Origin of the sequence: Pseudomonas sp. GM24 (assembly GCF_000282235.1) — a bacterium.
Classification (GTDB): Bacteria; Pseudomonadota; Gammaproteobacteria; order Pseudomonadales; family Pseudomonadaceae; genus Aquipseudomonas.
In genome coordinates, this window is the sequence record NZ_AKJR01000156.1 from 1 (window position 1) to 15,916 (window position 15,916).

A 15,916-nucleotide genomic window follows, 5' to 3' on the forward strand; every position below is an offset into this window, starting at 1 on the left:
TCAGGTCGACGGACCTCGCCCATCCAGCTCGGTCAGTCCCCTCTCCCTCTGGGAGAGGGTTAGGGTGAGGGGCTTTTTGCTCGGCGAGCACGGAAGAATTCGGTCAGCACGGCGCCACACTCTTCGGCCAAAACCCCGCCTTCATATAGCACTCGATGGTTGAGAAAACCCTGGGTAAAAAACTGCCCCTGACTCTGCACAATGCCCGCCTTCGGCTCCAGCGCGCCATACACCACCCGCGCCACCCGCGAATGCACGATCAAGCCTGCGCACATACTGCACGGCTCCAGCGTCACATACAGCGTGCTGCCCGGCAGGCGATAGTTATCCACCGCCTGCGCCGCCGCACGGATCGCGACCATTTCTGCATGGGCACTCGGGTCGCTGGTGCTGATCGGGCAATTGAAGCCGCGCCCGATAATCTCGCCGTCCTGCACCAACACTGCACCCACCGGCACTTCGCCGAGGGCTGCGCCTTGTGCAGCAAGGGTCAGCGCTTCACGCATGAAGTCTTGGTCACGGCTGCGGTCGATGATGGCCGCGGGGCGAATCTGGCGCATCACTTCACCTCGATGGCGGCCATCAGGCCGGTTTCCATGTGGTCGATCACGTGGCAATGGAACATCCACACCCCCGGATTATCGGCCACCAGCGCCACTTGCGCGCGCTCGTTCTTGCCCAGCAGATAGGTGTCGGTGAAGTACGGAATAATCTTGTGCCGGTTCGACGCGATCACCTTGAAACTCATGCCGTGCAGGTGGATCGGGTGCTGATACTGGGTCATGTTCTTCAATTCGAAGATGTAACTCTGCCCCAGTTTCAGGCTGGCAATCGGTCGGTCAGCGCAGGTCTTGTCGGTGATGTCCCAGGCCTTGCCGTTGATCTGCCACAGGCTCGGCGGCCGGCCATTGTCGACGTTGACCGACACTGAGCCGACCCATTCGAAATTGAAGTTGAGTTTCTCGGCATTGGCCAGGTCCGGCTCTGCCACCGGGTTGGCCGGCAGCGCTTTTGGCCAGTCGCTCGGCGCGTCGGTATTGGCCACCGAACGCAGGGTGCCCAGACGTACCGGACCGTTGCGCAGCGACAATTCTTCGCCCGCCGCCGGCGCCTTGATCGCCAGACAAATACGCATCCCAGGGCCGAGCCAGTATTCCTTGCCCAACGGGCGCGGTTCGACCGGGTTGCCGTCCAGCGCATAGATCTGCGCTTCGACGCCGGGAATGTTGATGCGATAAGTCAGCGTGTTGTCGAGGTTGAGCAAACGCACCCGGGTGATCTGCCCGGCCGGCAGTTCGATCACCGGGGTCGGCACACCGTTGATGGTCGACAAGCGCCCCGCCGTACCGCCACGCGCCGCTTCACGGGGAATACTGAATTCGACGAAATTGCCTTCGTCATCGATGTGCCAGTTCTTCAGGCTCAAGGTCTTTTCGTACTTGAAACCGGTCGGCTCGCGCTCTTCGATGATCAAAGGCCCGACCAGCCCGCGCCCGAGCTCTTCGCTGCTGCTGACGTGCGGGTGATACCAGTAACTGCCGGCATCCGGCACGCGGAACTTATAGTCGAAGTACTCGCCCGGCAACACCGGCAGCTGCGACACGTACGGCACGCCGTCCATTTCCAGCGGCAGACGAATGCCGTGCCAGTGAATGGTCGTCGCCACCGGCAAGTGGTTGATGAAACGTACCCGCAGCCATTCACCCTGGCGCACACGCAACTCGGTGCCAGGCGCCGACGGGCCGAATGCCCAGGCCTCGGTCTTGTGCCCCGGCACCAATTCGACGTCCAGCGGTGCGGCGATCAGTTCATAGTCATGGCCCGCCTCGGCGTCGGCCATTTTGCCGAGCCAATAACGCGACGCGCCCCCCGCCCCGACACCAACGACAACAAGACCGGCCAGGCCACCGAGGATTTGGCGACGGGTAAAGGACATGAACTCAACTACCTCACGTATCAGCAGCAGGCCCTGAAAGCCTGCAAAAGGCGAATACGATACACCTGCGGTTGAGAAACAGTAAGGGCGACCTGAGGCCGCACATCACCTGCCGGCTTAAGATCGCAGCCCGGTAATCAGGTGCACCACGCCGTCCGCCAAAGGCATCACGCCCGCGACACCGGCGGCGCTCAACGCGTTCGGGTCCATGTGCGACACATCACGCAACACCACCCGTACCCGCGTCAACGCCAGCGGTTGCTGGGACTGGAGGTTATCCACACCCCCCAGCGCCGCGACAATGTCGCTGCTCAATCCGTCACTCGGTTCGGCCGCCGCTGCGGGTGTATCCACCACCAGATCCGGGGTCAGGGCTTTCCAGAATGCCTTCTGCAATTGATCGAACATGTTCAGTTCTCCAGAACCCGTAAAGTATCGACGGTTGCCTCATGAAACAGCTGCAACGCCTCCCGCACCTGCCCGGCACTTTCCAGACCGAGCACCTGCTGCGCGATGACCTGACAATCCGCCAGTTCCAGCTCGCGCACCGTTGCCTTGACCGGTGCAATCATCGGCACACTCACCGACAGTTCATCCACACCCAACCCCAGCAACAGCGGCACCGCCAGACGTTCCGAAGCCATCGCCCCGCACACGCCGACCCATTTGCCATGGGCGTGTGCCGCCTTCACGGTCGTGGCGATCAGGCGCAATACCGAGGGATGAAAACTGTCCGCCTGACTGGCCAGACGCGGGTGATCGCGATCCATCGCCAGGGTGTACTGCGTCAGGTCATTGGTGCCAATCGAGAAGAAATCCACCAGCGGTGCAAACAGATCCGCCATCAACGCCGCCGCCGGCACTTCGATCATGATCCCCAGTTTCGGCCGTTGCGTCAGGCCTAGCGCGAGGATTTCCTCGTCGAGCATCTGCCGCGCCAGACGCAGCTCCGACAGTTGCGTGACCATCGGCAACATGATGTGCAAACGCGTCAGATCGCAGCAGCCGAGCATGGCCCGGAACTGCTCCCGCAGTAGCTGCGGACGCTGCAGACACAAACGAATGCCGCGCACGCCCAGGAACGGGTTGGTTTCGCTGTCCATCGGCACATAGGCCAGCGGTTTGTCGCCGCCGACATCGAGGGTGCGCACCACCAGATTGTGCGCAGGCCCGACACAGCGAGCGATAGCGCTGTAAGTGGCGACCTGTTCGTCATGGCTCGGCGCGTGGTTGCGGCCCAGATAGAGAAACTCCGAACGCAGCAGGCCGACGCCCGCACCGCCGAGGGCCATGGCCTGCTCGGTTTCCAATAACGAGGCGACGTTGGCCGACACCTCGACGTGATGGCCGTCACGGGTCCGTGCCGCAAGCGTTGCGCTGGCCAGTTCATGCTCATGGCGTTGACGCTGTTGTGCGTATCGAGCCTGCCACTGCCCGACGACCCCAGGGTCGGGATGTATATGTAATTCACCCTTATCGGCATCGAGCAATATTGGAGTGCCGTTACTCAGCGCGAGCATCTGCACCGGCACCCCGCAGATCGATGGCAGACCACAGGCACGGGCGAGAATTGCCACGTGACTGGTCGCGCCGCCCCCGACCGTAGCGAAGCCCAGCACCTTGCTGGTATCGATGCCGGCGGTCTGCGACGGCGTCAGTTGATCGGCGATCAGAATGCATCCTTGCGGCAACTCCAGCGCCTGCTCGCCAATACCCAGTAGCAACTTGAGGACGCGACGTCCGACATCGGTCAGGTCCGCCGCCCGTTCGGCCAGCAACGCACTGCCCAGTTGGCGAAACATCGCCGCAGTTTCTTCAGTGGCCGCGCGCCAGGCGAACGCCGCACTTTTGCCCTCACTGATCAATGCCTGGGCCTGATCGAGCAGGCCCGGGTCTTCGAGCAGTTCCTGATGCGCCTTGAAGATCTCGGCTTCAGCCTCACCCGTCGCGGTGTCGCGCAAATGCTGCAAGGCCAGATCCGCTTCGATCAGGGCATTGGCGAGAGCCACACGCTCCAGGTCTGCTCCGCCGCCAAACTCGCTGACGTCAAACACCGGTTCGCTGATCTGCACCACTTGGCCCAACGCCGAACCGGGTGACGCACAGACGCCACGCAGAAGAGTCAGAACCTCGGTTTCCACCACCTCGACAGGCGCCGCCGCCGTCACCGTTTCACCGCAGCCTTCGGCCAACAACCGGGTCAGCGCATCGATTGCCGCGTCAGCGTCTTCGCCCACCGCACTGAGCTGCACGCTGTCGCCGAACGCGGTCTGCAACGCCATGATCGCCACCAGAGACTTGGCGTTGGCCTGAGCCTGCTGTTTATGCAGGTAAATCTTTGCCGCGAAAGCCTTTGCCGCTTGCGCGAACACCGCTGCCGGGCGCGCATGCAGACCGTTGGGATTGGGCAGTTTCAACGGCTGTGAAAACACCGTCGGACTGTCTGCCGCGACTGTCTCTTCACTGATCGCCTGTGCGCTGACAAGCTCAAGCAACGGCTGACCTGTTTCGACCCGCCCGCTCGACGCGACCAGCCAGGTAAACGGCTCACCGCTGACCACCAACATCAACGTCATCAGGCTGCGCGCATGTCGGGCAATGTAGTCGGCGTCGAACTCGATCAGCGCCTGCCCGGCGGCAACCCGTTGCCCCTCTTCGACCAGACGGGTGAAGCCTTGCCCGCCGAGGTTCACCGTATCCAGGCCGATATGCATCAACACCTGTACGCCATGCTCATCGGTGATGCTCACCGCATGCCCGCTGACCTGCACGTTGCTGATGACCCCGGCCAAAGGCGCGCACAAGGTCGATGAGGTCGGATCGATGCACAGACCGTCGCCGATCACGCGCCCGGAAAACACTGGATCGGGCACTTGCTCAAGCGCCATCAGGACACCGGACAAGGGAGCCAGCAGTTGCAAAGGTTGGGGTGTGGCCATGACGTCACCTGCAGTTTTTATGCTTTGAAGTGCCCATGGAGCGCGACGCTCCATCAGCATCGCTTATTTCCACCAGTATTCGACCTGCAATCCGACATTCGCACCGTGACGAGCACTGCCGAAGGCGCCGGTATCGGAGAGTGCCGAGCCTTTGGCCAGTTGGTTGGCCGCACGTTTCGCCGCCTCGTTCCAAGTGGCGTACGTGTAATACAGACGCACCTCGGGTCGCGCCCAGAACTCCGGGCCTTTGGGCGACCAGGTCGGGGCAAACGTGAACTTGCTCAGTTTGCGCGTGCCACCCGGGGCTTCAACTTGATCGTGGCCCAGTTCGGTGACCAGTTTGAAGTGTTCGCTGAGCGCGTAGGCGGGACGCACACCCAGAGAGATCCAGTTCTGGTCGACACCGTCCGGACGAATGTCTTTCTGGTACACCGCCGCAATCTGGCCACCGAAACGCGGCGTCACTTGCCAGTCGAAAAATTCGACGATCCGGTAACTCTTGTTGCTGTCGTCCAGTTTGACGTTGCCGGTATAACCCAGCCCGGTGCCCGGCCCCTCACCGTATTGCAGCGCGAGTTTGTTCTTGCCGCCGAGGAAATCCGTCTGCACATGTTGCGTGGTGATCGCCCAGCCCCGGTGGGCATCGCGGCTGTCGGGTTTGTCGATATAACTCAAGCCGAACTCCAGCTCACCGCCAGGGTTGGTCTTGAACCCGGCGACGTTGAAGTCGTGCCGATTGATGTAGTCCTTTTGGTACAGGTTGTCCTTGCGCGAAAAGGCGTAGCTGTACTTCAGGTCGCCGATCAATACGTCCTCGATCCCGCCCCCGGTGGCGCTCTGGTTCCAGTAGTAGAAGTCGGAAATATGGATGTCATTGCGCTTGTAGTAACGGCGCCCGGCCCACAGAGAACCGCCATTGAGCGCGGGCATCGCCGACCACTGTGCGTAGGCCTGCGGCAAGCGTATCGAGCCGTTGTCATCTTTGAATGTGGGACTGCGGTCGTAACGGTTATACAGCGAAGCCATGCCATCGACACTCAGGACCGAACCGTCGTCGAGGGTGTACAGATCCTGACGCAACTCCAACTCACCGTATTGCTCGCATTCGTTACCCAGACGATATTTGGTCTGCGCCCCCGGTAACTGGAAGCACGACTGACCGCTGCTGTTGACCGACGTGCCGACGCCGCTGCGCAAATAGCCGCCAAACTCCAGCGCTTGTGAAGTCGGCGGTAAGGCCAGGCAAAAACCTGCGACTGCAAGGCTGCGATTTATTGTTGTTTTCATAAGCCACCCCATTGTTTTTATTGTCTGGTTGCATGAATTCGGCGCGCAGAAATCCCCCGCGCAATGCTCTGCGTGTTTTTTTGAAAGCTGTTTTTTTAGTTAAGGATCAGGGATCGATCAGGTGCAGAACGAAGGACTCGTAAGGCCGTAACGTCACCTGGCGTTTGCGCAACGGCCCGTCCGGATAGTTGCTGATCAACGGGCGCTGGCTCATTGACTCGCTGATGACCGTCGCCGGCAATTCCACTTCACAGGTTGTCCCGTAGAAGTTGTTCACCACCAACAAACGCTCGGCGCTGCCTTCACGTACATAGGCCCAGACTTGTGGATGTTCGGGCAGTAATTGTCGGTACACCCCCTCGGTCATCAACGATTCGCGGCGACGCAGTGCGATCAGATTGCGGTAGTGATGGAGTACCGAATCGGGGTCATCGAGCTGTCTGGCGACGTTGATCTGCGCGGCATTGGCCGGCACTCCGATCCATGGCTCGACACTGCTGAAACCGGCGTTCGGCCCGGCGTCCCAGTGCATCGGCGTACGGCCGTTATCACGGGATTTCTGCTTGATTGCCGCCATGTTGTCGGCATCACTGCTGCCGGCTTCGCGCTTGAGGCGAAAGATGTTCAGCGTCTCGACATCGCGATAATGCTCGATCGATTCGAACCCCGGATTGGTCATGCCCAACTCTTCGCCCTGATACACGAACGGCGTGCCCTGGAGAAAATGCAGCGCGGTGCCGAGCATCTTCGCCGAGCGTTCGCGATACTCGCCGTCATTGCCGAAACGCGAGACCACTCGCGGTTGATCGTGGTTACACCAGAACAGCGCGTTCCAGCCGCCACCGGCCTGCATGCCGGTCTGCCAGTCGGACAGAATCCCCTTGAGCTGGAGGAAATCGAAATCGGCGCGCACCCACTTTTGCAGGTTCGGATAATCGACTTTCAGGTGATGAAAGTTGAAGGTCATCGACAGCTCTTTGGATTGCGGATTCGAATAACGAATGCAGTGTTCGAGACTGGTCGATGACATCTCGCCGACATTGATCAGGTCGTGCCCTTCGAAGACTTCGCGGTGCATCTGCTGCAAGTACTCATGGACATTCGGCCCGTCGGTATAGAAGCGTCGACCATCGCTGCTGTCCTCGGGAAAGTCTTCCGGCTTGGAGATCAGATTGATCACGTCCAGACGAAAACCACCCACGCCCTTGTCCCGCCAGAACTGCATCATCCGGAACACTTCAGCGCGCACCTTGGGGTTGTCCCAATTGAGGTCGGCCTGGGTGTGGTCGAACAGGTGCAAGTAATACTGACCGGTCTGGGCTTCGTACTCCCAGGCCGAACCGCCGAATTTGGATTCCCAATTGTTCGGCTGATCGCGCCAGATGTAGAAATCACGGTAAGGGTTGTCGAGGCTGCTGCGCGCCTGCTGGAACCATACGTGTTCGATCGAGGTGTGATTGACCACGATGTCGAGCATCAGCTTGATTCCGCGCTTGCCCGCTTCGGCGATCAGCAATTCGCAGTCGGCCATGCTGCCGTAGCTCGGATCGATGGCGTAGTAATCGCTGATGTCATAGCCGTTGTCGCGTTGCGGCGAACGCAGGAATGGCGTGATCCACAAGCAGTCGACACCCAGCCACTGCAGGTAATCGAGCTTGGCGACGATACCGAGCAGATCACCTGTCGGGTTGCCGGCGTGGCTATGAAAGCTCTTCGGATAGATCTGGTAGATCACCGAACGTTGCCAGTCTTGCATGGCGCAACTCCTTCAATAATGTCAGGCAACCCGATAACCGGGGCGGACAATCTTCATGCTCAGTGCACAGGTCAGAACAAACGGCACGAGCATGGCAATCAGCATCCCGAGCACAAACATCGGGATGTACTGCGGAATGATCGAGATGAAACCCGGCAGACCACCGACGCCGATGGCCGAGGCCTGAACCTTGTTCAGCGACAGGAACACACAGCCCAGCGCCGAGCCGGTGAGCGCGGCGTAGAACGGAAACTTGTAGCGCAGGTTGACGCCGAACATCGCTGGCTCGGTGATCCCGAAGTAGGCGGAAATCGCCGAGGTCGACGCCATGCTCTTGTCCCGCGCATTACGGGTCATCCAGAACACCGCCAGGGCGGCGCTGCCTTGGGCGAGATTGGACATGACGATCATCGGCCAGATAAAGGTGCCGCCCTGGGTCGAGATCAATTGCAGATCGACCGCGAGAAACATGTGGTGCATGCCGGTGATCACCAGCGGCGCATACAGCAGACCGAAAATCGCGCCTCCGACCATCGGGGCCAGATCAAACAGCATGACCAGCCCTTCGGTGATGAAGATGCCGATGTGGCGGGTCACCGGGCCGATCACTGCCAGCGCCAGCACGCCGGTGACGACGATGGTGGTGATCGGCACCACGAGCAATTGAATGGCGTTGGGCACGCGCGCCCGCAGCCATTTTTCGATGACGCTCATCACGTAGGCGGCCAGCAGAATCGGCAGGATCTGCCCCTGATAACCGACCTTTTCCACCTGAAACAGCCCGAGAATGTCGAAGTACGGCAACTGCTGCCCGTCGAGCCCGGCCACGGCCTTGCCATAGTTCCAGGCGTTGAGCAGATCCGGATGCACCAGCATCAGGCCGAGCACGATGCCGAGGATCTCGCTGCCGCCAAAACGTTTGGCCGCCGACCAGCCCACCAGCGCCGGCAAAAACACGAACGAGGTGTTGGCCATCAGATTGATCAGGCTCCACAACCCGTCGAGTTTCGGGTAGGCATCAAGCAGGGTCTGCCCGTCAATGAACATGCCTTTGGCACCGAGCAGATTGTTGATGCCCATCAACAGGCCGGCAATGATCAGTGCTGGCAGGATCGGCATGAATACATCGGAAAACACCCGTACCAGACGCTGCATGGCGTTGATCTTTTCGGCGCTTTTCTGTTTGACGTCAGCGATGGTCGACGCCGCGAGACCGGTCTGGCGACGCAGTTCGGCATAGACCTTTTCCACTTCGCCCGGACCGATCACCACCTGATACAAACCACCGGTGAAGAACGAGCCCTTGACCAGATCGATCTGATTGAGCGTGGCAGTGTCGACCAGGCTCGGGTCCTTCAGGGCCAGTCGCAACCGCGTGACGCAATGGGCGGCCTGTTCGAGGTTGTCGCTGCCGCCGAGGCTTTGCAGCAATTGCCTGGCGATATTCGGGTAGTCGTGGCTCATGCTAGTTCTTCCGCTATGGATTGTTGTTATTGGCAGCACGCCGAAGCGAAAAATACTCGTCTGTACGAGTTAATGCAACAACTCGTACAGACGAGTTTGTTTATGTATGCTCCTGCCAGACCGAAGACGAATTTTCCTACTCAGCCCTAAGGTGATTTCCATCGTCCACATGGACAAAGCCCTACCCTGGCCTTAAGGTTCGAAGCTTTGAGCACAGTCGGCACCGAGCCTACCCATGAGCAAATACAACCAGATCTATAGCGATCTGCTGGCCAACATCACGACTGAACGCCTGGAGCGCGGCGCCCGCCTGCCTTCCGAAACCGAACTGATGGACAGCTATCAGGCCAGCCGTGGCACGGTGCGCAAGGCCATCGAATTACTTCAAGAGCGTGGCTTTCAAGAGCGTGGCTTTGCGCAGAAAATCCACGGCAAAGGCACCTTCGTGCTTTCGACCAACCCGATCGAGTTTCAACTCGGCGGCATCGTCAGCTTTCAAGAGACCTACCCGCGCCTGGGCAACGACGTCAGCACCGAAGTGGTCGAGCTGAGCCAGATCCCGCTCGAAGGCGCCCTGCTCGAGCACATCCACGCCGAACCCGGCAGCCTCATCACCCGTATCAAGCGTGTGCGGCGCATTGACGGCAAACGGGTCATCCTCGACATCAACCACTTTGTCAGCGAAGTGATTCCCGGCCTGTCCCTCGACATTGCCGAACAGTCGATCTATGCGCATATCGAACAGACATTGCAGTTACAGATTGCCTACGCCCAACGCACCATCGAAGCCGTGCCGCGCAGCAAGGACGATCAACTGCACCTGGACCTCGACGGCCAGAGCCATGTGATCGTGGTCAGCAACCAGACCTTTCTTCAGGACGGTCGGCAGTTCGAGTACACCGAATCGCGGCACACCCTCGACAAGTTCTACTTTTCCGACGTGGCTCGGCGCTGACCCCGACACATTTCCAACGATCGTGTGCGGTACATATGTAGTGCACTCCCCTTGAGCGAATCGGCCATGCTCGGCTCTCATTTCTCAAGGATGGAGAAAGCATGTACGCCACCCAACCACGTCCTCTGCCAAACGCGGCAGACAAAGCGGCGCTGAAGCGAATCGCCTATACCGTCGTGCAGAACTGCCCCGGTCTGCAGGACGCCGCCCATCAAGCGGCCCGTGATCTGCTGGAAGCCAAAGGCTTGTCGAGCCTTGATCCAGATCAGGTTTATTTCCATCGTTTCAAGACCGCCCAAAGCAGCACCCGCTCGTTTACCGGCTGGGAGCACATCCGCGAAAAACCCTACGAATCGATGACCCTGACACAGTTGGTGATTCATCGTTTTCGCACCACCGACCAGGACAACGCTGATCTTCTCGATCTGTACGGCGGCTTCTACACCGAAGGTCCGCAGGGCGAGAATTTCGACGAGAAAAATCAGGTGCGCCTGCACGGCAACGAGGTCTTGAACGCATTCTGGAGCCTCGATTTCAGTGGTCACTACACCGCCACTCTGACGGACTTCTGGAACAGCCACGCTGACGACTTCCGCACATTGGCCAAGTGCAATTTCCTTAGCCGTGCGGTGCAGGCCCTGGATCTTGGGCAGCTCACCGGCAGTGACTTTCAATGGCTGATGGACTCGGTGGTGGGGCCTGTAAGCTGGCCGGTCACCCTGAGCATGCTGCACACGAGCCACACGGCAACGGGGGAGGTATGCGCCTTCGACATTGACGGGCACGTCGCCACGCAGCTGCTGCGCATCGTCGACCCCGCCGGCCGGCAGATTATCTATCTGCCCAGTGAAGCCGAAGCCTTCGTGGTCAAGGAAACGCCGGCGGACCTGCATTGGTGGGTTCTGGATCAGCTGAACGACGCAAAACGCCGCGCGACCTTCCTGAATCATTTTGCCCTCGCCGATCGTCAGCACATGAGCGAGAACATTACCGATCTGATGAATCGCCTGGTGGCCACCTGGGGCCGGGCCGACCATCACCTGATCAACCGCACAAACCAGGTGCTGAGCGATGATGCATTCAGCTGGCTGCGCGACACCACACGTCAGGCGATGTTTGCTGAAGCTCACCTGTCGCTGACGTCCAATGGTGATCTGCGCAAAAAACTGTGGATCGGCTACTTGAGTGCAGGCCTCAAGGTGTTTGGACCGATGGCCACTGTCGGATGGCCGCTGGCGTTGCCGGTCATAGGCGCGACCATCGCCAGCATGGGCCTGAATATCGATCAGGCGCAGAACGGCAAGAGCAACGCCGAACGCAAGGCGGGCGTATTGGGTGCGGTATTGAGTGGCATCAATCTGTTATTCAATCTTCCATTGCTGATCGGCACCGGGCCGATGCTGGAGGTGGGCGCCGAGGTAGAAGCGGCAGAGGCCGCAGAAATGGCCGAGTACAGCGAAGCCTTGAATCCCTCCGCCGAAGCCGCCCCCCCATTGCAGATCATGGTGCCGGACGATCTCGACATCACCGTGCCAAATATCGATGAAACGACGCTGATTCCGGCGCAGAACGCTCCACCGCCCCCGGTGCCCGAACGCTATCAATGCAACGAACTGCTCGATGGCGCGGCACTCGGCGAGGGATACGGGAAATTCCACGGCGTGTACCGTCTCGACTCTGATCCTCCCTATGCCGTTCTGATGAATGACACTCCGTACTATGTCCGCTACTTCGCCAACTCTCGCGGCGGTGGCGATTGGGCAATCGTTGACCCGGAGCGTCCCAACCAGCTTGTTCACGCCTTGCCGATCCGCCTCAATGGCGAAGGGCAGTGGGAGCGGATGCCAGCCCTGGGCCTCAAAGGTGGCGGCCAGTGCATGGGCAAACAATGCACCCCGGATCTCGAACTCGACACCTTCGAACCTGTATCACCCGAGGCGGCCGCTCCACCGGCGGAAGAACTGCAACCCTCGACATCGCGCCCCCCGCGTCCTGTAACCAGCGCCTACGACATCGATCCGCCGGTGCGCCGTTCCATTAAAAGCTGGGCGTTGAACCTCAACGAAACCCATGCCCAGTTGCAGCCCGACGGAGAAGGCGGTTTTGGCATGGATGACCCGTTCGAATTGTATGCCGCCGGCAAACGCAAGCTGCTGCAAAGTTCGGCCCGAGGCTTTTTCAAGAATCTGCCGTGGATCATCCAGCCTACGCGTCCGGCAATCCCCGAAATCAGCCGTCTGATGCCGCTGGCCGATCTTGTCGATGGCATTTTTGAAAGTGCTTCAGGGCTAGTGGTGGGAGAAACCCTTGATCGCATCGCCAGCCTGCGTTTTCTGATTGAAAGCATGCCGGCACTGGCCCGCCACGCGAAAACCCTCTACATGCGCGGGCTGCTCAGTGACTTCGCTCAGGTTGAGCTGAACCGCTACTTCACCAGCGGCAACATGACCGTTGATTTGCGCACTTACCTGAGCAGCCTGGGCACCGATCCCGCCAGTCGATTCAACCCACTGGAACTGGTCCAGGTCGCGCGAGCGAACGGCGTTCGGGTCCAGGCGATCGACTGCGCCGCCAGCTACAAAATGAAAACCCCGCTGCCCTCCGTCGACGAGCAGATGATGAGCACCTATCTGACAAACGACATCATGACCGGCGACGTCTACCTCAACAGCCCGGGAAAATGGATCGTAGTGACGGATGCTCACAACACCAATACCTTCAGAGGACTGCTGGGCATCAGTGAATTGAAAGGAGCAATCGGTCTGCGAATCGATGAAGTCGGCATTGGTGAAGAGCTGGGTGTGGATGTCGATCCGGGTATTGAAGTGCCACGCGGCAGCTCGCCCGGTGGCACTGTCAGGCAAGGAAATCCGGATCTGCTTCGCGCCGACTTGCGCTTGAAAGTTCTGGCACCCGAGCTGGTCTGGAGCGAGGAGACGCTGGAGAATCTTTTGTACCGGCGCGGCATGTATCTGCTCGAAAAAGCGGGCGACAGCTACACCCTGATCCACCGCAGCAAACAGGGCATGCTCCAGCGCACTCCGATATCTCGATTGAGTGACGGCAAGGTCTCCCTCCACCGACCTGCGTGGCAGCGGGTGAATGACATTGAGTTCGCTAACCTGAAGGAAATGTCTCAACGTTTGTCCGATACCGGGCTGATATTGCGTAGCCGGATCCCTGTTTGAGGCTGATCGGTATTAACCAATCTTCTGCCGAAGCAGCTTGTTACCGTTGAAACAGGCAACCACCTGCCAAACAAAGACAACCTTACGTAGAATGCCGGCGTGGCTATGGAACACCTTCCTTCTAAACCTCCTATGACCTAGGGGTTTCGCTCTCCACACTGCGCCTGCTTCTTGCAGGCGTTTTTACATCTGCTGTAGACACGATGCTGCAGCTCGTCCATGACGGCGATCAAAGGAGAAATTCAAGTATGAATCAGGAGCTGTTCCTGCGTCGCCGCAGCAAAGTTCACGTCCCGATGGGTTCTGGCGGTGCTACGCGCGCCCAGGTCGCGTCGGCTGTCCAGGAAGTCGCGGCGTTCCGATGCGTACTGTCAGAGCCTCTGATCGAGCAAATCGGCATGTTGTCAGCCACAGAACTCAAGTACTGGCTGCGCGATATTATCAGAGTGCTTCGCCGGCAGACTGGTGCTCACGTGCACCACCGGCCGTTTTATCCAGACTTTCCAGAGCATGTTCTAGCGGCCTCCGAGGCGGAGTTGTACCTTAACGCCGTCATCCACTACCTCACGCTTTGGCGATTACCAGCGACTGAACACGCTCGACCTCCGATGCTGGAAGGCAACTTCATTTCCCGCGTTATCGAACCGGGAGGCGTCGCTGAATTCGAGTCACTGCTTGAGCCGCTGGTTTCATCGCGCACCTCGCTCTCTGAGGAGGAAACGGCCGATGTCGTCTGGTTTATCCGAGAGTACAAAAGCGATGTGTTCCGTCTGCTGCCAGAGACCATTGCGTTCCGGGAAATCCGTGCACAGGTTGGCGGCGCGCTGATTCGGTATGTCGCCAGCGATGCACGTGTGGACGCATTCCTGCAGCGAAACGTCGAAACAGCAACTGATGTGCTACGACTGGCGGTCGCGTTGAGTGGCGGAGACGTGTCGCTGACGACAGCTACGACACGCTTCAAAGCAATGAAGCGCTCGATGCGCCGTCTATTATTGCGCCTGCTCGATAACATACCCAACGCAGCAGAAGACGTGATGCGCCATGCTGAGCGCTGGAAACGTCTGGCTGAAGTACTGCATCCCGGCGATTACGGCGATAAGTACCCACAAGCTCTAGCCGTTATCACGGCAGCGCGCCGTAACGAACCGCCCATCACATTTAATTCACGTGTCGAAAGATTGCTGGCCCAGCGTGACATCACCGCGCTCACGCTCCTGTTACAAAGCCGTCCCGGTGAGTTCGCACGAAGACTAGACGTGACCCTGCGCCGCGCGACGGAAGCAGACTCGGTACTCGACGCGTTCGAGGCGGTTGCAGAACAGGTGTCCTCGCCTGTCCTGTTGCAGGTACTGGTCCAGGTTCGCGCCCCGCGCCCCTTGCTCCTGCGGGCGTTCACACCGAAAGGTTCATTCGCCAAAGTCTATGCCATCAAGGATCGACGCGAACCTCTCACACCTGAAGTATTGGCGCGTGCAGCCCGCATCTGTGAGGACGCGCTCGTACAACGTTTTGCGTCATTGCCGCCGCTAGGCCGCTGTTACATCGATCCAGCACTACACGAATACAAGGTTCCGCTGGCGCAGCGCGCCGCATCGAAATCGCTACGTACGCTGGTTCGGGGCTGTCGGCTGCCAATGCCCGACACACGTTTCATTCGCCTGTTCCTGTGGTGGAAGAACGGTCGTGCCCGTACGGACATCGACTTGTCCGCCGCATTTTTCGACGCCAATTTCGTATTCAAAGATACGGTCGCGTACTACAACCTGAAGGGTTACGGCGGCTACCACAGCGGCGACATCGTCGATGCGCCCGACGGGGCTTCGGAGTTCATCGACCTCGACCTTGATGTTCTGGTCGAGAAAGGTATCCGCTATGTCGTCACGTCCATCAACTCTTTTACTCAGCAGCCGTATTGCGATCTTCCGGAATGCTTCGCTGGCTGGATGGCGCGCACTGATACGGCGTCGGGTGAAGTATTCGAACCGCGCTCCGTGGTCGATCGCATCGATATCGCCTCCGATACAGTGATTTGTCTGCCATTCGTGATGGACTTGCAGGAACGACGCATGATTTGGGCCGATCTGGGGCTTACTTCATCTCCCCGGTGGAACAACGTCGACAAAAACCTCAGCGGGGTATCGTTGATGCTGCGGGCCTTGGTGCATACACCACGCCCGGATCTGGAAACACTTTTCGACTTACATGCTCGAGCGCGGGGAAAACGAGTGGATTCGCCGCAGCAGGCAGAGGCAGTGTTTGCGCCAGATCAAGGGCTGACGCCGTTCGATACAGATCTCATTCGATCCCAATATCTTTGATACCGGCGACAAGTGCCTGGAGGACGCCGGACAAACGGTCCTCCTCCATCACCCCCACTCAATTATCAAT

At 59.3% G+C, this 15,916-nt stretch carries 10 protein-coding genes; 3 read left to right on the forward strand and 7 right to left on the reverse strand.

What is annotated here, in order from left to right; all coding sequences use genetic code 11:
• Positions 1–59: 59 nt before the first annotated feature.
• From tadA to treP, 7 genes are all read right to left on the reverse strand, one after another.
• The gene (gene tadA / locus PMI23_RS17625; protein WP_007916815.1) at positions 60–560 is read right to left on the reverse strand and encodes a tRNA adenosine(34) deaminase TadA; all 501 of its coding nucleotides are present in this window, start codon (positions 558–560) and stop codon (positions 60–62) included.
• On the reverse strand, positions 560–1,936 hold the full coding sequence (locus PMI23_RS17630; protein WP_007916816.1) for a multicopper oxidase family protein: 1,377 nt from the start codon (positions 1,934–1,936) through the stop codon (positions 560–562). The genes tadA and PMI23_RS17630 overlap by 1 nt, the downstream gene beginning before the upstream one ends.
• A 117-nt stretch (positions 1,937–2,053) precedes the next feature.
• Complete coding sequence (locus tag PMI23_RS17635) at positions 2,054–2,344, reverse strand: PTS transporter subunit EIIB (protein WP_007916817.1); 291 nt, start codon at positions 2,342–2,344, stop codon at positions 2,054–2,056.
• Positions 2,345–2,346: 2 nt separating this feature from the next.
• Positions 2,347–4,875, reverse strand: coding sequence for a phosphoenolpyruvate--protein phosphotransferase (gene ptsP, locus PMI23_RS17640; protein ID WP_007916819.1), 2,529 nt, complete (start codon positions 4,873–4,875; stop codon positions 2,347–2,349).
• A gap of 63 nt (positions 4,876–4,938) precedes the next feature.
• Positions 4,939–6,162, reverse strand: a complete 1,224-nt coding sequence (locus tag PMI23_RS17645; RefSeq protein WP_007916821.1) for a maltoporin — start codon at positions 6,160–6,162, stop codon at positions 4,939–4,941.
• A 106-nt stretch (positions 6,163–6,268) separates the two neighbouring features.
• On the reverse strand, positions 6,269–7,918 hold the full coding sequence (gene treC, locus PMI23_RS17650; RefSeq protein WP_007916822.1) for an alpha,alpha-phosphotrehalase: 1,650 nt from the start codon (positions 7,916–7,918) through the stop codon (positions 6,269–6,271).
• 21 nt (positions 7,919–7,939) lie between these two features.
• Positions 7,940–9,382 (reverse strand): PTS system trehalose-specific EIIBC component, encoded by a 1,443-nt coding sequence (gene treP, locus PMI23_RS17655; RefSeq protein WP_007916823.1) that lies wholly within the window; start codon positions 9,380–9,382, stop codon positions 7,940–7,942.
• A 235-nt stretch (positions 9,383–9,617) separates the two neighbouring features.
• Here treP and treR point away from each other — a divergent pair, with 235 nt between their 5' ends.
• The 3 genes from treR to PMI23_RS17670 all read left to right on the forward strand — a co-directional run bounded on the left by treR (position 9,618) and on the right by PMI23_RS17670 (position 15,846).
• On the forward strand, positions 9,618–10,337 hold the full coding sequence (treR, locus tag PMI23_RS17660; protein WP_007950042.1) for a trehalose operon repressor: 720 nt from the start codon (positions 9,618–9,620) through the stop codon (positions 10,335–10,337).
• A 101-nt stretch (positions 10,338–10,438) separates the two neighbouring features.
• A complete protein-coding gene (locus tag PMI23_RS17665; RefSeq protein ID WP_007916825.1) occupies positions 10,439–13,525 on the forward strand; it encodes a membrane-targeted effector domain-containing toxin in 3,087 nt (1,028 codons plus the stop codon).
• A 203-nt stretch (positions 13,526–13,728) separates the two neighbouring features.
• Positions 13,729–15,846 carry a TerD family protein gene (locus PMI23_RS17670; protein ID WP_238539541.1) on the forward strand — a complete coding sequence of 706 codons (2,118 nt, stop codon included), beginning with the start codon at positions 13,729–13,731 and terminating at the stop codon, positions 15,844–15,846.
• Positions 15,847–15,916 lie beyond the last annotated feature (70 nt).